Origin of the sequence: Mesorhizobium sophorae (genome assembly GCF_002270415.1) — a bacterium.
Taxonomy (GTDB): Bacteria; Pseudomonadota; Alphaproteobacteria; order Rhizobiales; family Rhizobiaceae; genus Mesorhizobium; species Mesorhizobium sophorae.
Genome location: NZ_NNRI01000001.1, coordinates 375,355 through 397,653, shown reverse-complemented (window position 1 = coordinate 397,653; position 22,299 = coordinate 375,355). Strand labels below are relative to the sequence as shown.

Genomic DNA, 22,299 nt, shown 5'->3' with positions numbered 1-22,299 from the left:
CTGGGCGCCACCAAACCGACGGCAAGAAATTTGGGAGGACTTGATGATTGGAGTTGGAATTCTGGGGTCGGGTTTCATCGCCGAGACCTATGCGGACTCGTTGCTCGACGTACGCAATGCCGAACTCGTGGCCTGCTCCTCGCGCAGCTTCGAGCGCGCCGAAGCCTTCGCGAAAAAGTGGGGTCCAAAGGTCACCGCCCACAAGGATATCGACGCCCTGTGTGCCGATCCGGCGGTCGCGCTCGTGGTGATCGCGCTGCCCAACGAGATCCACCTCGAAGCCGTCAGGACCGCTGCAAGGCACGGCAAGGCCGTCATCTGCACCAAGCCATTGGCGCGCACGGGCAAGGACGCGCAGGAAATCCTCGATATCGTCCAGCGGGCCGGCATCTGGCACGGCTATGCCGAATGCGCCGTGTTTTCACCCAACATCGCCAAGGCCCACCAGATGATACAGGCGGGCGGCATCGGCAATCTCCTCACCATGCGCGCCCGGGAAGCACATTCGGGGCCGCATGCGCCGCATTTCTGGAACGCCGAGTTGGCCGGTGGCGGCGCCCTGCTCGACATGGGCTGCCACACCGTCGAAAGCGCCCGCCACTTCTTCGGCAAGGACAACGAGATCACCGAGGTGATGGCGTGGGGCGCAACGCTGGTCCACGGTGATAAGACAACCGGGGAAGACACGGCGATCGCGCTGCTGAAATTCGCCGGCGGCCAGCTCGCGACGATCGAATCGTCGTGGATCGAAAAAGGCGGCATGCAGCTTCGCCATGAACTGGTTGGCTCGGCCGGCCGTATCGTCACCGACACATCCGTCGGCCCGGTCTGGGGTTTTATCGAAAAGCCGGTGGGCTACCTCGTCGAGAAGGCGGATTCCGAGACCGGCTGGGTCTATCCGGTGCCCGAGGAGACCCGGGCCTACGGTTTTTCACAACAGATGCGGCATTTTGTGGAACACTTCGCGGCTGGGACGACGCCACTGGAAACCTTCGAGGATGGCGTCATCGTCAACCACGTAATTGACGCCTGCTACCGTTCGATGCGAACGGGCGTCTGGGAAAAGATCAGGGCAGATGGTAACTGAAATGGAGGGCTCGCCACTGCAGTCGGACGGACCCGAACCGCTCTGGCGACAAGCGGCCGATGCGATCCTGCAGGAGATCGCCGCCGGCAGGCTTGCTTCGGGCGCGCGGCTGCCGCCCGAGCGCGATCTGTTCACGCGCATGTCGATCAGCAGGGTGACCTTGCGCCGGGCCCTGCAAAGTCTTGTCGAAGAAGGCGTGCTGACGCCTTCGCACGGGCGCGGCTGGTATGTTTCGGCCAAGGTGCCGAAGGAGTTTCCCAACACGCTGGAATCCTTCAGCGAGACCGCCAGGCGTCTCGGTCTGGCGCCCTCCTCCGACGTGTTGCGCGCCGAGGAAGCACCTGCCTCGCTGGACGAGGCCGAGGAGCTGTCGATCGCACCCGGCGCGACGCTGTTCCACCTGGAAAGGATCCGCCGCCTCGACCAGGTACCGGTCGCCGTCGACACCTCGTTCTTCGCCCTCGCCCTCGTCCCCGATCTCGGCCGCGTCGACTTCCGCACCGCGTCGCTGTTCGGCTTGCTGATCGATGCCGGCGTTGATCTGGCGCGCGCCGAAACCACGATCGAGGCGCGTGGCGCCGATCCTACCCTTGCGCGCCACCTCGACATCGACGTCGGCAAATCCACCCTGGTGATGCGTCAGCTCATCGTCGATGCGACCGGCCGGCCGCTACTGTCGTCGACAATCCGATATGCCGGCGACCGCTATCGCCTTCGCACGTCGTTTTCGCGGACAGGCAGGTCGGCGGGGCGCGCCGCTGGCTAGCCGCTGGATCGCAACCGTCCAGGCATGCTTGTCAACAACGGCGGCGCGCGAACACCGCAACGCGTGAAATGCTTTTTTGCCGGGTGGAAATCCCGATAACACCCGGTACTATCTGCAAAAATATCGAAATCGGGAGGCTGCGGGTGCAGACCAAGAAGATCATCAATGACGGCAACCGCGCCGTCGACGAGATGCTGGAAGGCATCCTGGCCGCGCATCCCCGCCATCTCAAGAGCGTCGACGGCAGTTCACGCTCGATCATCGCCCGCGACGGACCGCGCCAAGGCAAGGTGGGCCTCGTCATCGGCGGCGGCTCGGGGCACGAGCCGAGCTTTCTTGGCTTCGTCGGCAAGGGGCTGGCCGATGCGGCGGCCATCGGCAACGTCTTCGCCTCGCCGCCGCCAGACCCGATCCTCGAATGCGCCAGGGCGGTCAGTGGCGGCGCCGGCGTCCTGTTCATGTACGGCAACTATGCCGGCGACGTGATGAATTTCGACATGGCGGCCGAGATGGCTGATATGGACGACATCAAGGTGCGCACGGTGCTGAGCACCGACGACGTCGCCTCGGCACCGCGCGACCAGCGGCACAAGAGGCGCGGCGTTGCCGGCAATTTCTTCATCTTCAAGGCGGCCGGTGCTGCCTGCGACCGGATGCTGTCCTTCGACGAATGCGAGCGCATCGCCGGGAAAGCCAACGACCACACCTTCACCATGGGCGTCGCGCTGTCGCCCTGTTCGCTGCCGCAGACCCGCCGGCCGAATTTCGAGATCGGGCCTGACGAGATGGAGATCGGGATGGGCATCCACGGCGAGCCCGGCATCGCGCGCGGAAAACTGAAAACGGCCGACGAGATCACCGACGAAATGCTGGACAAGATCCTCGACGAGATGGCGCCGGCACGCGGCGACAAGGTCGCCGTGCTCGTCAATTCGCTCGGTTCGACGCCGCTGATGGAACTCTACATCATGAACCGGCGGGTGAAGCGCCGGCTTGATGACATCGGTGTGTCCATTCACGCAACCTGGGTCGGCAATTACTGCACCTCACTCGAAATGGCCGGGGCCTCAATCACGTTACATCGGCTCGACGGCGAGTTGCAGGCGATGCTGGACCACCCCTGCGACTGCGCCATGTTTCGCGCCGGCTAGACCATGATCCCGAAAAGTGGGGTTCCGGTTTTCGGAAAAGTTCATGGTCAAACAATAGACCTTCAGCGGCAAGGGACAAAGACATGACGACAATCGACACCGCCCGCCTTGCCGGCATGTTCGCGGCCATCGCGGACGCGATGTCAGCAGACAGGGACCGGCTGTGCGCACTTGACGGTATTATCGGCGACGCCGACCATGGCATTGCGATGGAGCTCGGATTTTCCGCGGCACGTGATGCGGTAGCGGCACTGGACACCGGAGCCACCGATCCCACCACCTTGCTGAACACCGCGGCAAAGTCGTTTCTGAATGCCGTCGGCGCCTCCTCGGGTCCGCTCTATGCCACTGCGTTCATGCGCGGCGCGGCAGCCGTGAAGGGCAAGACGTCGCTCGATGACGCCGACGCCGTCGCAATGTTCCAGGCCATGGCCAAGGGCATTCAGGATCGCGGCAAGGCCGAGCCGGGCGAAAAGACGATGATGGATGCATGGGGTCCGGCAGCGCAGGCGGCGGGCGAGGCGCTGGCCTCCGGCAAGGGTCTGGCGGGCAGTCTCGAGGCTGCTGCCCAGGCGGCTAAGTCAGGTGCGGAAGCGACCAAGGCGATGATCGCCGCCAAGGGCCGGGCGTCGCGCCTCGGCGAACGCTCGCTTGGCCATATGGACCCAGGCGCCGCGTCCGCCGTATCCGTGATCGAGGCGATGCGGATCGCCCTGACCGGCTGATCAGGAGCGAGTCCCGCCTTCAGCGCTTGCTGTCGAGCTTGTCGATGGCCTGCACGTTTGCGGCGGAGGGGCCGTTCGGATCGAACTCCGAGGCCAGCCATGCGTCGGCGATCGATTTCGCCAGTTCGGGACCGATGACGCGGGCGCCCATGGTGATGATCTGTGCGTTGTTGGACTTGGCGGCGCGCTCGGCGGAATAGGTATCGTGGGTCAATGCGGCGCGAATCCCCGGGACTTTGTTGGCGGATATGCTGACGCCAATGCCGGTGCCGCAGAACAGGATGGCCCGGTCGTAGTTGCCGTCCAGAATTTCGTGCCCGACCTTGGCGGCGATGTCGGCGTAATATCCGGCCTGGCTAAGATCAATCACCTGCAGCTCCGGCTTCGTGGCGAGATGCTTGGCGATGACGTCGAGCAGCGGCTTGCCGGCGCTGTCGGCTCCGAGTGCGATTTTCATGGAATGAACTCCTTTGCTTCTTACTGTAACGGTCAGCGCTCGATGGCGGCCCACGCCTTTTTCAGGATGTCAATGTAGCCTTCCGCTTGCCACGCCGAGCGGCCTATGAACAGGCCATCGACATGCGGCTGGCCGATCAGTTCGGCCGCGTTGCCGGGATTGACGCTGCCGCCGTAAAGCACGGGCGGCGCGTTCGGCAACCGGCTTGCGGCGACCTGTTTGATCAGCGCCTGCTGCTTGTCGGCATAGTCGGCGCTGGCCGGGATGCCCTTCTCGCCGATCGCCCAGACAGGCTCGTAGGCAAAGAGGATTTCGGCCGACAGTTCAGCGTCCTTCAGACCTTGCAGCGCACCGAGAACCTGCGCGGTCAAAACGTCATCGGCGCTACCGTCTTCGCGCTCGGTCAGCGTCTCGCCGACGCAGATCAGCGGCACGAAGCCGTGCCTGACCGCCGCCGCCGTCTTCAATCCGACAGTCACATCAGTTTCACCGAAATGCTCGCGACGCTCGCTATGGCCGAGTTCGATCAGATCGAGCCCACAATCCCTGAGCATCACCGGCGAAACCTCTCCCGTCCAGGCGCCGGCGTCGGCCCAATGCATGTTCTGGGCGCCGACCTTCACGCGGGTCTTGGCCAGCGCCGCCTTGACCTCGCGCACGGCGGTGAACGGCGGAATGACGAACGGTTGTATCGCCTGATCGAAACCAGGCACGAACGCCGCCAGCACATCGGCGAACTGGAGCGCCTCCGCCAGCGTCTTGTTCATCTTCCAGCTCGTGCCGACCCAATATGGGGCCATTCTTTTTCTCCTTCGATCCTTTTGCGGCCGCCATCGGCGACGGCTTCAGGCGACGTATCCGTTCAGGCCCGAGGCTTGAGACTGTCGCGCCCGCTGTCGATGTAAGGTGCCCAGAAATCCACCGACTGGCGGATCATCTCGATAACCTGATGATCGACCGGTTCCCTCTCCCGGAAGGAAAGTTCAAGGCAAATTTCGTTGTCGGTTCCGCCACCCTGCCGCACGGTGTCGAGCAGCTTCTGCGGAACTATGCGGCCGTCTTTGTTGTAGGCAGCGGTGAACGGCCAATGTCCACCCTTGTTCATCGAAGACTGCTTGATGTGGATGATCGGCGACTGCAGTGGAAATGCCTTCGCCCAAGCATAAGGATCGGTGTCGTCAGGTTTTGGCGAGGTGACGTCGCCATGGTCGATATCCACCATCATCTTCATCGGAATCGGCAGCTTGGCCGCATCGATGGCACTCTGCAGCGTGACACAGCTTTCGATGGTGTGACCAAATTCCCGGCCCACCGACATCGGCTCCCAGAACAGGTATGTCAGCCCCGCCGCCTTGGCGTGTTCGGCCACCTCGCGCCAGCATTCAAGCGCGATGTCGAAAAGTGCAGCGCGCCGCTGCGGATCGTCAAAGTCCCTGTAGGTGAATATTGCGAATTGCGTGCCCATGCCTGGAGCACCGAGTTCGGCGGAAATGTCGGCGAAGGTCTTGAACCAGTCGACATAGTAGCGCCGGACATCGGGATCCGGATGGCCGAAATGATTGAGCCGGCCGTAGGGTCCGGTCATGCCGGAGGTGATCCTGACGCCGGTCCGCGAAAGCGCCCGGTTGAACAAGCGCAGGAATTTGGCAATCGTCGCCGCCGGCCAGCCCGGATTGACGAATTCATGCGTCAGCTGCACGTCGCGGATGCCGATGCCATAGGCAATGGCATCGATCAGGTCATCGGGATCGGCAAAGCGGTTGACCAGCGGATTGGTGTTGAGGGAAAGCGTGAAAGCCATCAGTCCGCCACCGCCATGATGTTGCCGAACCAGTCTTCGAACGTCTTCCGCTCGGCTGCATCGATATGCAGGCCATGTTTGGTGCGGCGCTCCAGTATGTCGGCTGATGTGCCGGCCCATTCGGTGTCGACCAGGAACTTTGCCTCCCGTTCATAAAAGTCGGATCCGAAGCGGCGGCCGAGATCCGCCTCGCTTTGCGTGCCGGCGAGCAATTGCCTGGCACGGGTGCCATAGCTTCGAGCGTAGTGCTTCACCAGCGACGGGCCGAGCCACGGAAACTCGGTGTGCAGGTCGCCCAGGAACTGTTCGAAGTCTGCGTTCGGCAGGTCGCCCCCCGGCAAGGGAATTTTGGCAGTCCAGGCTTTCTTCATCGCCGGAAAGAACGGCTGGATTTTTTCCAGCGCATGTTCGGACAGCTTGCGGAAGGTGGTGATTTTGCCGCCAAACACCGACAGCAGCGGTGCGCTGCCGCTCGGGGCGTCGAGTTCGAAAATATAGTCGCGCGTCACCGCGCTCGGATTATCGGCATTGTCATCATAGAGCGGGCGCACGCCGGAGAAGCTGTAGACCACGTCCCGTGGTGTCAGCTGTCGTTTGAAATAGCGATTGACCACCTTGATCAGATAGTCGACTTCGCTTGGCTCGGCGGCCACTTCCTCCGGCCTGCCTTCGTAGGGAATGTCGGTCGTGCCGATCAGCGCCAGATCGTTCTCGTAGGGGTTGACGAAGATCACCCGCTTGTCGCTGTTCTGGATGAGATAGGCCTGCCGTCCCTCCCAGAATTTGGGCACGACGATATGGCTGCCCTTTACAAGCCGAACATTGCGGGTGGAATTCTGCCCGGCGACGCGGCTGACAATGTCGTTGACCCACGGCCCTGCCGCATTGACCAGCGCCCGCGCGCGGATTTTCGTCACCGCGCCCGTGCGGCCATCCTGCATGTCGATCGACCACAGTCCGTCTTCGCGGCGGGCGGCGACACAAGCGGTCCGCGTAAACACGCTGGCGCCACGCTGGCTGGCGTCCAGGGCGTTGAGCAGCACAAGGCGCGCATCGTCGACCCAGCAGTCGGAATATTCGAAACCGCGCTTGAATTCGTCCTTGATCGGCGCCCCTTCCGGCGCTGTTCTGAGATCGAGCGTCCTGGTTCCCGGCAGCCGCTTGCGGCCGCCAAGGTGATCGTAAAGAAACAGTCCGAGCCGGACCAACCACGCCGGCCTGTCTTCGGGGCTATGCGGAAGAACGAAGCGCATGGGCCAGATGATGTGCGGCGCCGCCTCGAGCAGCACTTCGCGTTCGATCAGCGCCTCGCGAACCAGCCGGAATTCATAATATTCCAGATAGCGCAGGCCGCCATGCACCAGCTTGCCGGAGCGAGAGCTGGTGCCTTGCGCCAGATCGTCCTTTTCGCACAGGATGACGGACAGCCCGCGACCTGCCGCATCACGCGCGATGCCGGCCCCGTTGACGCCGCCGCCAATCACAAAGAGATCAACTATATCACTCAAGACCTTACTCCTGTGCACCCGGGATGCGGGTGAGCGGCCGGTGCGCCATGGTTTTCCACACCGGCCGAAGCGCCTGGCGCGCCGCAACGAAGGAAGGGAAGAGCGCATCGTAGCTTTGCGAAAGCGCCTCGTCATAGGCATCGCAGTCGCCGAGAAGCGGCGTCACCCACTCGGCGGCGCAGTCGTCCATCGATCGATAGACGCCAAGGCCGACCGCGGCCATCATCGCCGCACCTGCAGCACCTGCTTCCTGGCGGCTGCTCGTTCGGACTTGCGCCCGAGTCGCCGCCGAGATGATGCGACGCAGGGACGGGCTGCGCGCGGCGCCGCCCGACAGCCGGATCTCGCCCGGCATCGTGCCCATCGCCTGGTAGCAATCGCGGGCGGCGAAGGCCAATCCCTCGAGGACGGCGCGTGCCAGATCGCCGAAGCCGTGCTTGACCGAAAGGCCGATGAAGCCTGCGCGCGCATCAGGGTCGACGAACGGTCCGCGTTCGCCGGCGAGCGAAATATAGGGCTGGTAGACCAGCGATCCCGGCTCCGATCCTTCCACCCAGACGTCGAGCGCTTTCAGTAAATCGTCGCGCGAGAGTTCGGCGCCGCCGGCGGCGAGCACGTCGCGCGCGAGGCCAAGCAGCCAGTCGATGTTGAGCGTCGCCGCCATGTTGGACTGCAATTGCGCGAAGGCACCCGGAATAGGCATGGCGATCGTGTAGCCGGACCCATCGCCGTTGAGCACGACATCGCCAGGTGTGCGGGCGAAGCGGGTATGTATGCCGGTCGAGCCGATGACCGTGCAGCCGACATTGCCGCTCCGATCATAGAGGCCGGCTCCCAGCGCTGTCATGACCATATCCACATAACCCAGCACAACCGGCGTACCTTCGAGCAGGCCGGTCTCTCTTGCCGCCGATCGCGATAGCGGGTGATGGTCGGTGGTGCCCTCAAGCATGGGAGGCAACAGGCAGCGATGCGTCGCCAGATCCAGAATGTCGAAGACTTCGTCGGAATAGCTGCGCGAGCGAAAATCGCCGAAGGTGAAGGTTCCTTCGGACGGGTCGGTGGCGCGTTCACCCGTCATCTTGAAGTAGAGCCAATCCTTGCAATGCAGTGCGGTCGCCGCCTGCTTCAGCATGTCCGGATCGTTCTTTTTCATAAAGGCAAGCTGGGCGCCCTGCTGGCAGGAGTTGAGCCCAGTACCGGTCAGTTCAAACCGCGTGCGATCGCGGGGATCGGCGCGCATCTCGTCCACCAGGTGTCCGGCGCGGGCGTCGAGCCACAGCCACGCGCGCCCGACCGGCAAGCCGTCGCCATCGATCAGCCAGGTTCCGTCGCCCTGCCCGGTGATGGCAACCGCCGCGGTTCGTTGCGCGAGGTCGGGAATTTTGGTGGCCAGGTCACGAACGGTCCGCGCCATGTCGCGCCAGGTCTGATCGAGGTCCTGCTCGGCGCCGCCGCCCTCCAGCGTGACGAAGCTGTTGTTCACCGACGTCATGGCGAGCTGCCGACCGGACAGATCGAACGCGACCGATTTGATCACCGACGTTCCCGCGTCGATCCCGATCAGCAGGTCTTTCATGCCGCAAATTCCGCTTGGTTATGAAGGCAGTTCACAAGGCTATCTTTGTTGTCTGAAGCCGTAGAAGAGGCAGGGAGTGTCCGCAAGGACACCCCCTGTGCAGGTTTCATTCCGACAGCACGAAGGGTGCGGTGTACTTGTCGACATTGTCCTTGGTGATGAGAAGGCAATCGAACAGCTGCTTCTCGGTCGCCGCACCGGTGGCGCCCGACTTGATGAACGAGTCCGCCTGCTGCACGGCCTTGGCCGAGAAGATGGCGACTGGCTGCAGCACGGTGTACTGCAATTCGCCGGACTTGATTGCTGCAACCGCGTCCGGAGAGCCGTCGAAGCCGCCGACCTTGATGCCGGAGAGCTTACCGGCTTCCTTCAGCGCGGCAACCGCGCCGAGCGCCATTTCGTCATTGCCGCTGATCACGGCGATGATGTCGGGATTGGCCTGCAGCATGCTCTGCATCTTGTCGTGGCCCTTGGTACGATCCCAGTCGGCGACCTGCGAGGCAGCCTTTTCGAGGTCCGGATATTGGCTCAGCACGGTCGCGTAACCGTTCGAGCGCGTGGCGGCATTATTGTCCGACGGGGCGCCGAGCAGTTCGACATATTTGCCCTTTTCGCCGACTGCCTGCACCCATTGCTGGGCGCCCAGAGCAGCACCCTGGGCATTGTTGGAAACGAGCTGCCCCTTGGCGAGACCTTCCTGATTGATCTCGGCGTTGACAAGGAAAACCGGGATGTTGGCGGCAATCGCCTTCTTCACCGCACCGACCGAGCCGTCGGCATTGGCCGGATCAAGGATGATCGCCACGGACTTGTTGGTGATGGCGGTGTCGATCAGGTTGCTTTCCGTGTTGGTGTCGCCCTTGTGGGCGGCGACGTTGGCCGTATAGCCGAGCTTCTCGGCTTCGGCCTTGGCGACATTGCCTTCCGTCAGCCAGTAGGGGTTGGCCGGATCATTGACGATGATCGAGATCAGGCCTGCGGCCGACGCGGCGGCCGTAAACCCGACAACCATCGCAGCGGCAAGCAGACTTTTCAGCATGGTTTTCATATACATTCCTCCAAATGATTTACGCGGTGTTGCTGCCAGTCACCTGGCAGTCTTCCCTTGGGCAGGATTGGCCGGCTCGGCCTTCCCCCGTTGCTGAGAAGTCGGTTGGCCGCCCGTCGAAGCCGGGAGCTTGCTACGGCGGCGATACTGAACGGCATTGAGCAGCACGGCGAGCACGATGACGGCGCCGGTGAACACTGTCTGCCAGTAGGACGAGATACCGATGATCACCAGACCGTCGGAAAGGAAGCCGATGACGAAGGCGCCGAGCAGGGTTCCGCGGATGTTACCGCGCCCTCCGGTCAGCGCCGCGCCGCCGATGACGACGGCCGCAATGGCCGTCAATTCGTAGGTGGTGCCGGCGGTCGGACCCGCCGACGTCAGCTGCGAGGACAGGATCAGGCCGGCAATGGCGGCACAGATGCCTGACAGCACATAGACAGAAACCTGCACCGTCTTGACCGGAACACCGGACAGTTCAGCCGCTCGCTCGTTGCCGCCTGATGCGTAAAGCCAACGCCCGAAGGCGGTGCGGTTCAAGACGATGCTGCCGATGAGTGCGATGACCACCAGAACCACCACGCCGGTCGGCACGCCGAACAGGCGGTTGAAGCCGAGCGCGTCGAAGCCGGTGTTTCCTAGTTCCGGCTTGCCGCCGAGGTTGTTGTAGGTCAGGCCGCTGGTCATCAGCAGCGCCAGGCCGCGGGCCATGTACATGACGCCCAGCGTGGCGACGAAGGCCGGAACCTTGAAGCGCGCGATGAGCACGCCGTTGATCAGCCCGACACCGGCGCCCAGCATGCAGGCAATCACCGCGACCACCCAGACCGGCGGGTAGAGAACGACGCCCAGCCAGGTCAGTGTCACGCCTTGCATCAAAAATCCGGCAACGACGCCGGCCAAGCCCAGCGTCGACCCCACCGACAGATCGATGCCGCCATTGAGGATGACGAGCAGCATGCCGACCGCGAGAATTCCGAAGATGGCGACATGCGAGGCCATGGTCAGGAAATTCGCCACCGAGAGGTAGTAGGGCGACAGGATCGAGAAGACGACGATGATGACGATCAGGGCAAAGAAGGCCCGGCCCTCGAGCAACAGCTTGGCGAGATCGAAGCCTTCGCCGCGCGCGCTTGCACTGGACTGTTTTCTGGCCTGGCTGACGTCGGTCATGATCGGGGCTCCGATATTCATGGTGATCAGGCGACCACGGCTTCGCCGGAGGCGGCCATGATCTGCTCTTTGGTGGCGCTGGCGCCGAATTCCGCTGAAATCCTGCCCCGGCGCATCACCACGATCCGGTGCGCGATGCTGAGGCACTCGTTGACCTCGGAGGTCGAGAAGACAACCGCCAGGCCCTGCGCGGCGCGTTCGCTCAGCAAACGGAAGACCTCTGCCTTGGCGCCGACATCGATGCCGCGGCTCGGCTCGTCGAGGAGGATGACCTTGGGGTTGGTCGTCAGCATCTTGCCGATGACGACCTTCTGCTGATTGCCGCCCGACAGCGATCCAATCATGGCATTGCCGCCCGCGGTCTTGACGGTCACCTTGCGGATTGAGTCTTCGACCAGCTCCCGCTCCCGGGAGCGGGACAGAAACAGGCCTTTTGCGAACGCCTCGATGCTGGCAAGCGAGAGATTGCGGCCGACGGTCATCGTCTGCACCAGCCCGTCGCGCTGGCGGTCCTCGGGGACAAGCACAAGACCTTTGGCGATGCGCTGGGCTATGCTCAGTCTCGAGACATCCTCGCCTTCCAGCAGCGCCCGGCCGCCCGCCATCGGCATCCGCCCGGCGACGGCTTCCAGCAATTCCGTACGTCCGGCGCCCATCAGCCCATAGATGCAGACGATCTCGCCCGCCCTGACGTCCAGCGACAGATGATCGACGACGGAATAGCCCGAGCCCGAAGCGTCTATGACGCTGACATCCTCGATCGACAGGGCGACCTCGCCGAACGCATGGCCGGTCGGCGGCGAGCCGAGATCGAAGTTCTCGCCGACCATGTTGCGGACGATCCACTCGAGATCGATGTCCCGGGCTTCGGCCGTTGCCGTTATCGCGCCGTCGCGCAAGACAACGGCGTAGTCGGTGATCTGCAGAGCCTCTTCGAGGTGATGTGAAATGTAGACGATGGAAACGCCGCGGCTGGTCAGGTCACGGATCACCTTGAACAGCACCTCCACCTCGGTCGCGCTGAGCGCCGAGGTCGGTTCGTCCATGATGAGGATGCGCGAGTCGACCGACAGCGCCCGCGCGATCTCGACGATCTGCTGCTGGCCGAGGCGCAAATCCTCGACCAGGGTCATCGGGTCGATGTCCTCTTCGAGATCGGCCATCAGCGCGCGCGCCTGGCGCGATTCCTCGGCGAAGTCGAGGCCGGTCCTGGTGCGCAGTTCGCGGCCCATGAAGATGTTGTCGCGAACACTGAGGTTCGGCGCCAGGCTGAGTTCCTGGTGGATGATGGAGATGCCGCGATCGCGCGCGTCCGAGGACGAGGAAAAACTGACGAGATTGCCGTCGAGCACGATGTCGCCCGATGTCGGCGTGACGACGCCGGACAGGATCTTCATCAGCGTCGACTTGCCGGCGCCATTCTCGCCGAACAGCGTGGTGACCTTGCCGCGATGGATGTCGAAATTGACGCCCTTGAGCGCGTGAACGCCGCCATACGACATGACGATGTTGCGCGCAGAAAGCACGGCGTCGCCATTCGCGGGCGCGGTGTCGGCAGCCGGTATCATTGCACCTCCAGCCTCACCGGAGTGACCAGCCAGCTCTTTGGATTGACCAGCTTGAACGCGCCGACCACCGATATGGTCTTGCCGGCCAGGGCGCTCGTATCGACCTTTGCCAGGACTTCCTTCTTCATCTCGTTGTTCAGCGCCGAGCCGGCGTCCTGGTATTCGATCTGATTGGTGAACTGGCCAAATGTGATCTTGCCGGTGGCGTCACGCAGCTCGGTGCCGTTGATCGCCGGCCCCGTCTGCACGCGAACCTGCAGCGTGTCCGGCACGCCCTCGACGGCGACCTTGTAGATGCCCGATTTTCCCTCGCCGACGACGCCGGTGAACTTGACCGAGATGACCGGTCCGACGCCCGCCGGCACGCCGTATTCCTTCTCGGCCGTCGCCCTGTCCTTGGCGATCGCCGTTGCCACCGTCACCGCGTCGGCCGCTCGCGCTTCGACATCGGCCTGCACCTTGGGAAATTCCGACTTGCCATAGTCGGCCGCCGAAAAGACGGCGCTGCGAACGTCGCCTGCGGATCCAATCCTGACCACCTTGGTGTCGAGCGCCATGGCGCCGAGCAGGACGACAACCGCGGCGCCGGCAAGGATGCGGCGCAGGCCGGGCGAGACCTGCCGGGCCGATGCGGTGGTGGCCTTCGCGCTCATGATGCAAACACCGGCGATGCGGGTTTTCCGTTGTCACGCATTCGACGATCCTCCGTTCACATGGCGCTTCGCCGCGCCGGCCGCTCCATTGGATTGGTTCAGTTCCACAAGGGCACGGGCGGTGCATTCATCGGTGATCAGGCCGCTCAGGTAACGGCTTTCGAGCACTGCTTTGATCGCCCGCACTTTCACCTTGCCGCCGGCGACGGCGACAATCCTGCGGCCTTTCAATTGCTCCCGCGGCAGCGCCAGGATTCTTTCCGACAGCGCCGTTTCCACAGGGCGCCCTTGGTCGTCGAAGAAGTGGGCGAGCAGCTCGCCGACGCCGCCATCGCGCTTGACCTCATCGATTTCGGAATGCTCGATCATGCCGGTTGCGACCAGCGAAGCTTCCCGCTCGGCGGTCCCTATGCCGACGAACATCAGGTCGGACCGACCTGCCAGAGCGAAGACATCGCTGATGCCGCGCTGGCCGAGCAGCACCTCGCGGTCCTCGGCGGTGTTGGCGACGAAAGGCACCGGCATGACATAGGCCTGCGCGCCGGTCCGTTCGGCCAGCCGATGCATGACGTCGTGCGGGTTGGCCGCGAATTTGCGCGTCACGCCGCCAAGCAGCGAAACGAAACGGATATGGGCGGCAGGGGTGCGCGTCAGATATTCGACGCTGGCCGCGAGGGTTCGGCCATGGCCGACGCCGATCAGCATGTCTTCGCCACGATCGATCTCGCGCTTCAGGAACTGCGCTCCGGCGATGCCCAGTCCCCTGAGCGGCAGGTCTTCCTGATCCAGATCCGGGACCACCTCGCAATAATCGAGCCCGTATGCGGCGGTCAGGCGCTGCTCCAACTCCACACACTCGGCGACGTCGCCGTCGATAAAGACCCTGACCAGACCTTCCTGGTTGGCCTTGGTGATGAGCCGATGCGCCTTGAGGCTGGTCAGGCCAAGCCGCTTGGCGACCTGGGCCTGCGTGAGACCCCCGGCAAAGTGAAGCCACGCCGCGCGTGTGGCGAGGCTGGACTCGTGGTCGCGGCTAGCGGTTCCGCCAGATTTCAAGCCATCTCCTCCCCGAGATGATATTATTATCTTTGTGTGCAAAAATTTTCATACCTTTGCATCGCTGTCAATCCCTCCGCCTGGCTCCCAGGCCATTGCGGGGATCCACAGGCCTCGCCCCTCGCCGATACGTCGCCCTCTCGGTCGGCGTCGGTCCATTAGGAGGTCGGCATGTTGGGTTGATCATATGGCGATGTTAAATTAACGTCAATTGATGTTATCAAATGTCTTCGTTGGCGGCATCATGGAGGCGCATTCCGCCAACATGCCAATTAAATGTCTGTTTTTAATGAGATATTTTCGTCGGTATAAAAATCCCAATCCATCTGTGAGTTGGGACATTTCGGGTGCGCGGCGCAACCAGGAGCAAACCGATCGGATTGCCCAGAAAAAGGGTATCGGCATTGTCGATGACGCGCTCAGTCCAGCCGCATCAGGTTCCTGCCTTCGAGCTCCACGACAGCAGCCTCGACTTCCTGCGCAATGCGCTTGGCGTTCCAGCCCAGCGCCCGCCCGGCGATCATGGCAATCTCCTGCAGATCGCGGCTTGTCAGTGAGCCGCCTATGGCGAGCGTGCTGCGACGCATGACGATGTCGGCCAGGTGTTCGACGAACTCGTTGCGAACGATGTAGTCGATCTCCGATCTGCCGTAGCTGTGGGAGTCCGGCAAATCGCCCTGACCATCTAGCCCATGAGTGGCAATCTCCAGGGCCTTGGTCCCGTAGCGCGACAGCAATTGGTCGAGACGTCGTTCGTCGACGTCCGTCTCCGTCCGGGCCTGGGCTAGCCAGCTTGCGCGCGCCGCCGCATTGGCGGGGAAGTCCTTGCCGCCGCCGATCGGCATGGATTGCGTCGTTACCTTACGGCTGCGCCGCAGACGGTCGAGTATCGCGTCGGCGACTTCCTCGGCAAAGCCCCGGAATGTCGTCCATTTGCCGCCGACCAGCGAAATGACCGCGAAGGGCCTGTCCCGGTCCGGCTCGGCGACCGGAGCGGAATGATCGCGACTGATCAGGCCTGGCAGCGATGCATCAGAGGCCGGGAGCGGTCTGATGCCGCTATAGGCGTAGACGATCTGGGCGTGTTCGAAAATCATGCCCGGCAACAGCGTCCGCACGCTCTCGAGCAGATAGTCGACTTCGTCGGGTTCGCAGCGGACCTCGTCGGGGTTGTCGGCCTTGATGTCGGTCGAGCCGACCAGCGCCAGACCGAGATAGTCGTAGACAAGGCAGATGCGGCCGTCATCGGCCTCGAAATAAAGCATCCGCCCGGCCAAGCTTTTTACCAGTTCGTCATGCTTCAGCAGGATGTGCGAGCCCTTGGTGCCGCCGATCATCTTCGACGGTGCACCGAGCAAGGCGTTGACATCGTCGATCCAGGGACCGGCGGCATTGACCACCAGCTTTGGCCGTACCGAAAATGTGTCGCCATCTTCCGGCTGGAAGGTCAGTACGCCATCGGCCGAAGCCACCAGCGCCGTGTAGTTCGTGCTGGCGGAGGCTGCATTGGACCGCAACCCGTCGAGGATCAACTCGAGCACCAGCCTTTCGGGATGGCTTATCTTGGCATCGTAATAGGTGCCGGTGGCGACGATCGAAGGGTTGAGCGCCGGCATCTCACTGAGCGCCTGCCGCCGTCCGACCATGCGGTGGCGCGGCATGACCTGGTTTCGCGAGCCGTAGAAATCGTAGATCATCAGGCCGATCTTGATCAGGATAGCGCCGCGGCTGCGCGGCGCGCTGGTCGAGCCGAACAGCGTTCGCAGCGCCGCCAGCATGCCCTTGCTCCACGAAAAGATCGGAATGACGGTCGGCAGCGGGCTGACATAGTGCGGCGCGTTCTGCAAAAGCAGGTTGCGTTCGAGCGTCGACTGCGCCACCAGCCCGAACTCGCCGGTTTCGAGATATTTCAACCCGCCATGGATGAGCCGCGACGGCGCGGCACTGGTGCCTGAGCCGAAATCCGCCTTGTCGACGATCAGGCAGCTAACGCCTTGCGCGCACAGGTCGCGAAACAGCCCGGCCCCGTTGATGCCGGCGCCAAGAACGACGACGTCGACCTCGCCGGCCGCGGCCATGGCGGCGAGACGCCCGGCCGCATTTTCCTCACCTGCTGTGTCGGCTGGGTTCATTGTGCCGTCGTCTTGACGATGCGCAGCTTCACTCCAGCCCGTTCGAGGTGCTGCGCCTGTGCATCGCCCAGCCCCTCGGTCGTCAGCACGGCATCGAAGCTGGTCAGATCGTCAAAGACATGCAGTGCGATCCGGTCGAACTTCGCATGGTCGACCAGCAGGATGCGCTTCACCGATGCGGCCATCATCGCCTGCTTGACCCGCACGACATTGGGATCCTGGATGAAGGCCGTGGTTCCGGTGATGGCCGAAGCCGAACAGATCAGGACATTGGCGCGAAGCTGCGCCACGGCGTTCTCGCAGACGATGCCGATATAGGCATTGTAGGTGCCGTGGTACTTGCCACCAAGACAGATGAAGTCGATGTCGTCGACATTGGTCAGCAGCGAAGCCGTCGCCACGCTGTTGGTGATGACGGTCAGCGGCTTGACGTCGAGCAGCAGCGTGGCGACGGCGTTTGCCGTCGATGAATCGTCCAGCATGACCACCTGTCCGGCTTCGACATAATCCAGTGCCGCCCGCGCCAGCGTATCTTTCTCGGCTCTGTTGACCGTTACCCGGTAACGAAAGGCGCTTTCGTAGAGGCCGGAAGGCTGAACCGTCACCGCGCCGTGCAGTTTGCGAAGCACGCCCTGCTGCGCCAGCCGGTCGATGTGCCGGTGGATGGTCATGCGCGATACGCCGAAATGCTCGACCAGATCGTCGATGCGCACCTGGCCGAGCTTGATCACATACTCGGCGATCTCTTCGCGTCGTTCGTCGGCCTTGATCATGCAGTCCCCCAGGTGTCTGGCCGCGCCAGCCTTTCGATCTCAGGCCATTGCGACTTCAGTTGCTCGGCGATGCGGCAATAGAGGGAAAACCGCTCGCTGAACACAGCACTGGAGGCAGGCACGGGCTGATACTGGCGCGCCGTCATGCCGACCTGCCTGGCACCCTGTTGCGGCGTCGCGAAGATACCGACTGCGGCGCCGGCGCAAAGGGCGGCACCCAAGGCGGCGGCCTCGTCGGTCGAGGTGATGGTGACCGGGGCGTTCAGCACGTCGGCAAACATCTGGACGAAAGCCGGATTGCGCGAACCGCCGCCGGTCAGGCGTATCTCGCGGACCGCGAAGCCCTCGTGCAAGGCTTCGACATGGGTGCGATGATTGAAAACAATGCCTTCCAGAACCGCCTTCAGCATGTCGCCGCGATCGTGCCAGCCATGCAGGCCGACAAAACTTCCGCTGGCAACGTCGCCATAGGGGGAGCCGAACAGATAGGGATGAAACAGGATGGTCGAAGGCTTCTTCAGCGCCGCGTCGATCTCTGCTGCCAGCAGTTCGTGGATGGAGCCGCCATCGGCGTTTGTCCTGTCCTGCTCCGAGCGGCAGAAGGTGTCGAGAAACCAGTCGTAGTTTGCGGTCGAGGCCGGCGAGATCGCCATGTTGTTCCAACGGCCTGCATCGATGGCGTTGCGACAGAACCAGCGCCGGTCGACGAGCGGTTTCGAAGAGACGACTTCGTTGATGGAATAGGTGCCGGCAACGATGCTGAGCACGTCCTCCTCATGGCCGCCCATGCCAAGCGCCGAAGCGGTCACGTCGTGCAGACCGCACGCGACCGGCGTTCCCTTGCGAAGGCCAGTCATTTCGGCGGCATCGGCAGTGACCTGGCCGACGATGTCGGACGAATGCGCCACCGGCGGCAGCGCGTCGAAAAGGTCACCCAATCCAAAGATCTGCATCGCTTCCGGCGCGTAGGCCTGCGTACGGAAATCCGTGAACGACGTGCTGGCCTCCGTTCGGTCGGTACCGATCGTGCCGGTCAGGCAAAAGCGAAGCCAGTCCTTGCAGGCCAGTATGTGACCGATGCGAGCATAGCAATCCGGATCGTTCTGCTTGAGCCATGCAAGCAGCGCCGAAGGCGCCGAAACATGCGGCGCCTGGCCGGTGCACGCAAGCGCTTCGTCGAAGACCAGGTCCGCCAACCATCTTTCGATAATCTCGCCGGCGCGGCTGTCGAGCGACAGGATTCCGGGCCCTAGCGGCCGACGATCCTTGTCTAGCAGATAGAGACCGTCGCCATGCGCGGTCGCTGCCACCGCCCTAATATCGTCCGCCGGCCGGCCACAGAGCGCGATCGCTTCCTTGATGGCGTCGGCGGTCGCTTGCCAGAGGCCTGCCATGTCGCGCTCCACCCAGCGCGCATGGGGCATCGACTGCGGCACCCGCCGGCGCGCCACCGACAACTGCGTGCCATCGGCGTCGAAGATCACCGCCTTGGTGACCGTGAGACCGTTATCGATTCCGAGCAAACTGGGCATGATCACCGCCTCTTTCGGCAACTGGCGATGCGCACTGCGCGACAATCCTGCAGGCTGGGGCAAGGGCTACAGATATGGCGACAATCAATGGGCAACGGCGATACAATGCGGCTGACACCTTGCGGATTGAATGGACCATATAGCGATGTGAATTTAACGTCAATATGTGAGACAATGCCACTGGCATCGCTGAAAATGAGCGTTATCGAAAATCAGAGACTTACTAACTTTCTGATTTTGTTGAAATTTTTCTCTACAAAAATATCCCACCGAGATCGTTCATTCGGTCGGAACGGCCAGGCCTTTCGAACTCGAAATCTCCGCGGACGCCGTGGAATCAAGCCGACGGATTCAGGACCTCATGGATTGCTTCGACAATGAAGTCCTGCGTGGCTTCTTCCAGGTAGGGGTGCATCGGCAGGCTGAAGACTTCATGTGCCAACCTTTCGGTGACGGGGAGCCCAGCCTCCGCTACTCGAAGGAATAGGTGAAGCCCTCCTTGGAGGCGCCGACTGTCACCTTCGTCATCTTTTCACCCCCGAGCGAACGGTTCAGCACGCCGCGGCTCAATTCCGGCAGAAGCGTGTTGGTCAGGATGGCATCGATCATCCGCCCGCCGGATTCGATCTCAGTGCAGCGGGCCTTGACCAAGTCCATGACGCCGTCGCCGATCACCAATTCCGCGTCGTTGGTTGCGCGCAGCCGGCGGGCAATCTTGGCGAACTGGTGGCGGGTGATCGCTTCAATCATCGAATCCGAAAGCGGATAGTAAGGAATGGTCACCACGCGGCCGAGAAAGGCTGCGGGGAAGACCTTCAGCAACGGGCTGCGCAAGGCGGTGTCCAGATCGTCGAGCCCGGCGCGCAGCGTGCCGTTCCTGGTCCGGTCCATGATGACCTCCGAGCCGACATTCGAGGTGAGCAGGATCAGCGTGTTCTTGAAATCGATGCGCCGGCCCTCGCTGTCGTCCATCATGCCCTTGTCGAAAACCTGGAAGAAGATTTCGTGCACGTCCGGATGCGCCTTCTCGACCTCGTCGAGCAGGATCACAGAATAGGGCTTGCGGCGGACCGCCTCGGTCAGGATGCCGCCCTTGCCATAGCCGACATATCCGGGCGGAGCGCCCTTCAAGGTGGAGACCGTATGTGCCTCCTGGAATTCGGACATGTTGATCGAGATCAGGTTCTGCTCACCCCCATAGAGCGTTTCGGCCAGCGCCAATGCGGTTTCGGTCTTGCCGACGCCCGAGGGGCCGCAGAGCAGGAACACGCCCACCGGTTTTTCCGGCGCGCCGAGCCCGGCGCGGCTGGTCTGCACACGCTTGGCGATCATCTCCATGGCGTGATCCTGGCCGACCACGCGTTCGGACAGGGTCGCGGCGAGCCGCAGCGCCTTTTCGGTCTGGCTCGACAGCATCCGCCCGGTCGGGATTCCCGTCCAGTCCTGAACGACCGCCGCTATGGCGTTGCGGTCGACCGAAGGCAGGATCAGCGGCGTCTCGCCTTGCGCCTCGGCGAGTTCGGCCGTCAGTTCGCGCAGCCGGGCGAGATCGGCGTCCGGTTCGGGTGGAGGGGCATTGGCCGCCGCCGGTGTCTCCACATCGGCCTTGGCAGTCTTGGCCTTGGCTTTTTTGGTTTTGGGCGTTTCGGTTTGGGGCGTTTCGGCCTTGGGCGAGGGAGTCTCCGCGGCGTCCGCACCTGCCGTCTCGGCTTTGGCCTCAGGCGTCTCCACCGCATCGAGCGGCACACCTTCGCCGCGCAGCCGGGCACGCAATTCGAGTATCTCGGCAACCAGGGCCTTTTCCCGATCCCAACGTTGTTGCGCTGCGGCCAGCGAGACCTCGGTTTCGGCAAGGCCGGTGTCGACCCGCGCCTGCCGCTCGGCCACTTCGATGCCGATCGCGGCCTCGCGGCCGATGATACCGCGTTCGACCTCCAGCGCCTGGCGGCGACGCATGATGTCTTCGACCTCGGCCGGCGTGGCATGCTGCGATATGGCGACACGGGCGCAAGCGGTGTCGAGAAGGCTCACCGCCTTGTCGGGCAATTGCCGCGCCGGGATATAGCGATGCGACAGGCCGACCGCCGCCTCGATCGCCTCATCCAGTATCTGCACCTTGTGGTGTTGCTCCAGAACCCCGGCCACGCCGCGCAACATGAGAACCGCCACCGCCTCCGACGGCTCGTCGATTTTCACCACCTGGAAACGGCGGGTCAGCGCCGGGTCTTTCTCGATGTGCTGCTTGTATTCGGCCCAGGTCGTTGCCGCGATGGTGCGAAGTTCGCCACGCGCCAGCGCCGGTTTCAGGAGATTGGCGGCATCACCCGTTCCTGCCGCGCCGCCGGCGCCGATCAAGGTGTGGGCTTCGTCGATGAACAGGATGACCGGCGTTTCGGACGATTGAACCTCGTCGATGACAGCCTTGAGCCGTTTTTCGAACTCGCCCTTCACGCTTGCGCCCGCCTGCATCAATCCGACATCGAGCATGCGGACACTGACATCCTGCAGCGTTGGTGGCACGTCGCCCTGGGCGATACGCAAGGCAAAACCCTCGACGACCGCCGTCTTGCCGACCCCGGCCTCACCGGTCAGGATCGGGTTGTTTTGCCGGCGTCGCATCAGGATATCGACGATCTGCCTAATCTCCGGATCGCGGCCGACGACCGGATCGATCTTGCCGTCGCGGGCGCGCTGGGTCAGGTCGGTGGCGTATTTCGCCAGCGCCGAATCCCCGCCCGGAGCCCGCTTCGGCGTTTCGGCCGTGGGAACCGCTATGGCCGCACCGGCTTCGAGCGAACCTTCCACGACATCGGCGAACCGCGCGATGACCGCGTCGGCATCGATCTTGTCGAACTCGGAACTGATCTTCGACAGCAGGCCTTCCAGCACCGGCGTCTTCAGGCAGGCAAGGAGAATATGTGCGCTGCGGACTTCCTCGACGCCGAATTCCAGCGTCGCCAGGTTCCAGGCTTCCTGGATGGCGTGGAAGATATGGTCGGAAAATTCCTCTATCGACGTCGCGCCGTAAGGCAGCTTGTCGACGGCGCGGGTCATATCGGCCGTGAGCCGGCTCGCATCCAGTCCCGCATCGGCGACTATCATTTGCACATCGGAGCGGTCCGAAAGCACCAGTTGCTCGATGAAGTGGACGAGTTCGACGTAAGGATTGCCGCGCAGCTTGGCGGTATCGGCCGCGGCCTTGAAGGCGCGCACCCCGACAGGATTGAGCTTGCCGACCAGTTCCTTGCGTTTGAAGCTCTGCGACGACCGGCGCTGTTCCATCGAACGTG

18 protein-coding genes are annotated in these 22,299 nt (G+C 63.0%); 4 read left to right on the top strand and 14 right to left on the bottom strand.

The genetic code is table 11. The features are described 5' to 3' along the window. Positions 1-43: 43 nt before the first annotated feature. From CGZ66_RS01620 to dhaL, 4 genes are all read left to right on the top strand, one after another. The gene (locus CGZ66_RS01620; protein WP_095080818.1) at positions 44-1,087 is read left to right on the top strand and encodes a Gfo/Idh/MocA family protein; all 1,044 of its coding nucleotides are present in this window, start codon (positions 44-46) and stop codon (positions 1,085-1,087) included. Beyond that, positions 1,077-1,853, top strand: coding sequence for a GntR family transcriptional regulator (locus CGZ66_RS01615; RefSeq protein WP_095080812.1), 777 nt, complete (start codon positions 1,077-1,079; stop codon positions 1,851-1,853). The genes CGZ66_RS01620 and CGZ66_RS01615 overlap by 11 nt, the downstream gene beginning before the upstream one ends. Positions 1,854-1,996: 143 nt before the next feature. Continuing rightward, positions 1,997-3,004, top strand: a complete 1,008-nt coding sequence (locus CGZ66_RS01610) for a dihydroxyacetone kinase subunit DhaK (RefSeq protein WP_095081093.1) — start codon at positions 1,997-1,999, stop codon at positions 3,002-3,004. 83 nt (positions 3,005-3,087) lie between these two features. Continuing rightward, positions 3,088-3,729: a dihydroxyacetone kinase subunit DhaL gene (gene dhaL / locus CGZ66_RS01605; RefSeq protein ID WP_095080810.1), complete on the top strand. Its 642-nt coding sequence runs from the start codon at positions 3,088-3,090 to the stop codon at positions 3,727-3,729. Positions 3,730-3,748: 19 nt separating this feature from the next. On the opposite strand, the gene derI is transcribed toward dhaL, so the two are convergent. The 14 genes from derI to tssH form a co-directional block, all read right to left on the bottom strand. Beyond that, entirely contained in the window at positions 3,749-4,186 is a 438-nt protein-coding gene (gene derI, locus CGZ66_RS01600) for a D-erythrulose-4-phosphate isomerase (protein ID WP_095080806.1), read from the bottom strand. A gap of 32 nt (positions 4,187-4,218) precedes the next feature. Beyond that, complete coding sequence (locus CGZ66_RS01595) at positions 4,219-4,986, bottom strand: triose-phosphate isomerase (RefSeq protein ID WP_095080800.1); 768 nt, start codon at positions 4,984-4,986, stop codon at positions 4,219-4,221. 62 nt (positions 4,987-5,048) lie between these two features. Then, entirely contained in the window at positions 5,049-5,987 is a 939-nt protein-coding gene (locus tag CGZ66_RS01590; RefSeq protein ID WP_095080797.1) for a sugar phosphate isomerase/epimerase family protein, read from the bottom strand. Beyond that, positions 5,987-7,495: a glycerol-3-phosphate dehydrogenase gene (locus tag CGZ66_RS01585; protein ID WP_095080794.1), complete on the bottom strand. Its 1,509-nt coding sequence runs from the start codon at positions 7,493-7,495 to the stop codon at positions 5,987-5,989. The genes CGZ66_RS01590 and CGZ66_RS01585 overlap by 1 nt, the downstream gene beginning before the upstream one ends. 4 nt (positions 7,496-7,499) lie before the next feature. Then, entirely contained in the window at positions 7,500-9,074 is a 1,575-nt protein-coding gene (locus CGZ66_RS01580; protein WP_095080789.1) for an FGGY-family carbohydrate kinase, read from the bottom strand. A gap of 106 nt (positions 9,075-9,180) precedes the next feature. Continuing rightward, on the bottom strand, positions 9,181-10,122 hold the full coding sequence (locus CGZ66_RS01575; protein WP_095081092.1) for a D-ribose ABC transporter substrate-binding protein: 942 nt from the start codon (positions 10,120-10,122) through the stop codon (positions 9,181-9,183). A gap of 39 nt (positions 10,123-10,161) precedes the next feature. After that, positions 10,162-11,295, bottom strand: coding sequence for an ABC transporter permease (locus CGZ66_RS01570; protein ID WP_095081090.1), 1,134 nt, complete (start codon positions 11,293-11,295; stop codon positions 10,162-10,164). Positions 11,296-11,321: 26 nt separating this feature from the next. Next, positions 11,322-12,863, bottom strand: a complete 1,542-nt coding sequence (locus CGZ66_RS01565) for a sugar ABC transporter ATP-binding protein (RefSeq protein WP_095080785.1) — start codon at positions 12,861-12,863, stop codon at positions 11,322-11,324. After that, positions 12,860-13,516 (bottom strand): DUF2291 family protein, encoded by a 657-nt coding sequence (locus CGZ66_RS01560; RefSeq protein WP_095080784.1) that lies wholly within the window; start codon positions 13,514-13,516, stop codon positions 12,860-12,862. Before CGZ66_RS01560 ends, CGZ66_RS01565 begins: the two co-directional genes overlap by 4 nt. 33 nt (positions 13,517-13,549) lie before the next feature. Further along, positions 13,550-14,572, bottom strand: a complete 1,023-nt coding sequence (locus CGZ66_RS01555; RefSeq protein WP_095080782.1) for a sugar-binding transcriptional regulator — start codon at positions 14,570-14,572, stop codon at positions 13,550-13,552. Between the two features lie 419 nt (positions 14,573-14,991). Then, positions 14,992-16,704, bottom strand: a complete 1,713-nt coding sequence (locus CGZ66_RS01550; RefSeq protein ID WP_095080781.1) for a glycerol-3-phosphate dehydrogenase/oxidase — start codon at positions 16,702-16,704, stop codon at positions 14,992-14,994. Next, entirely contained in the window at positions 16,701-17,477 is a 777-nt protein-coding gene (locus CGZ66_RS01545; protein WP_095080779.1) for a DeoR/GlpR family DNA-binding transcription regulator, read from the bottom strand. Before CGZ66_RS01545 ends, CGZ66_RS01550 begins: the two co-directional genes overlap by 4 nt. Then, complete coding sequence (locus tag CGZ66_RS01540; protein ID WP_095080778.1) at positions 17,474-19,009, bottom strand: FGGY-family carbohydrate kinase; 1,536 nt, start codon at positions 19,007-19,009, stop codon at positions 17,474-17,476. Before CGZ66_RS01540 ends, CGZ66_RS01545 begins: the two co-directional genes overlap by 4 nt. A gap of 471 nt (positions 19,010-19,480) precedes the next feature. After that, positions 19,481-22,291, bottom strand: coding sequence for a type VI secretion system ATPase TssH (gene tssH, locus CGZ66_RS01535; RefSeq protein ID WP_095081088.1), 2,811 nt, complete (start codon positions 22,289-22,291; stop codon positions 19,481-19,483). Positions 22,292-22,299: the final 8 nt, after the last annotated feature.

Coding starts and splice junctions, on each gene's coding strand:
- CGZ66_RS01620 (WP_095080818.1), top strand. CDS start 44: ATGATTGGAGTTGGAATTCTGGGGTCGGGTTTCATCGCCGAGACCTAT.
- CGZ66_RS01615 (WP_095080812.1), top strand. CDS start 1,077: ATGGTAACTGAAATGGAGGGCTCGCCACTGCAGTCGGACGGACCCGAA.
- dhaL (WP_095080810.1), top strand. CDS start 3,088: ATGACGACAATCGACACCGCCCGCCTTGCCGGCATGTTCGCGGCCATC.
- derI (WP_095080806.1), bottom strand. CDS start 4,186: ATGAAAATCGCACTCGGAGCCGACAGCGCCGGCAAGCCGCTGCTCGAC.
- CGZ66_RS01595 (WP_095080800.1), bottom strand. CDS start 4,986: ATGGCCCCATATTGGGTCGGCACGAGCTGGAAGATGAACAAGACGCTG.
- CGZ66_RS01590 (WP_095080797.1), bottom strand. CDS start 5,987: ATGGCTTTCACGCTTTCCCTCAACACCAATCCGCTGGTCAACCGCTTT.
- CGZ66_RS01580 (WP_095080789.1), bottom strand. CDS start 9,074: ATGAAAGACCTGCTGATCGGGATCGACGCGGGAACGTCGGTGATCAAA.
- CGZ66_RS01575 (WP_095081092.1), bottom strand. CDS start 10,122: ATGAAAACCATGCTGAAAAGTCTGCTTGCCGCTGCGATGGTTGTCGGG.
- CGZ66_RS01570 (WP_095081090.1), bottom strand. CDS start 11,295: ATGACCGACGTCAGCCAGGCCAGAAAACAGTCCAGTGCAAGCGCGCGC.
- CGZ66_RS01565 (WP_095080785.1), bottom strand. CDS start 12,863: ATGATACCGGCTGCCGACACCGCGCCCGCGAATGGCGACGCCGTGCTT.
- CGZ66_RS01560 (WP_095080784.1), bottom strand. CDS start 13,516: ATGAGCGCGAAGGCCACCACCGCATCGGCCCGGCAGGTCTCGCCCGGC.
- CGZ66_RS01550 (WP_095080781.1), bottom strand. CDS start 16,704: ATGAACCCAGCCGACACAGCAGGTGAGGAAAATGCGGCCGGGCGTCTC.
- CGZ66_RS01545 (WP_095080779.1), bottom strand. CDS start 17,477: ATGATCAAGGCCGACGAACGACGCGAAGAGATCGCCGAGTATGTGATC.
- CGZ66_RS01540 (WP_095080778.1), bottom strand. CDS start 19,009: ATGCCCAGTTTGCTCGGAATCGATAACGGTCTCACGGTCACCAAGGCG.
- tssH (WP_095081088.1), bottom strand. CDS start 22,291: ATGGAACAGCGCCGGTCGTCGCAGAGCTTCAAACGCAAGGAACTGGTC.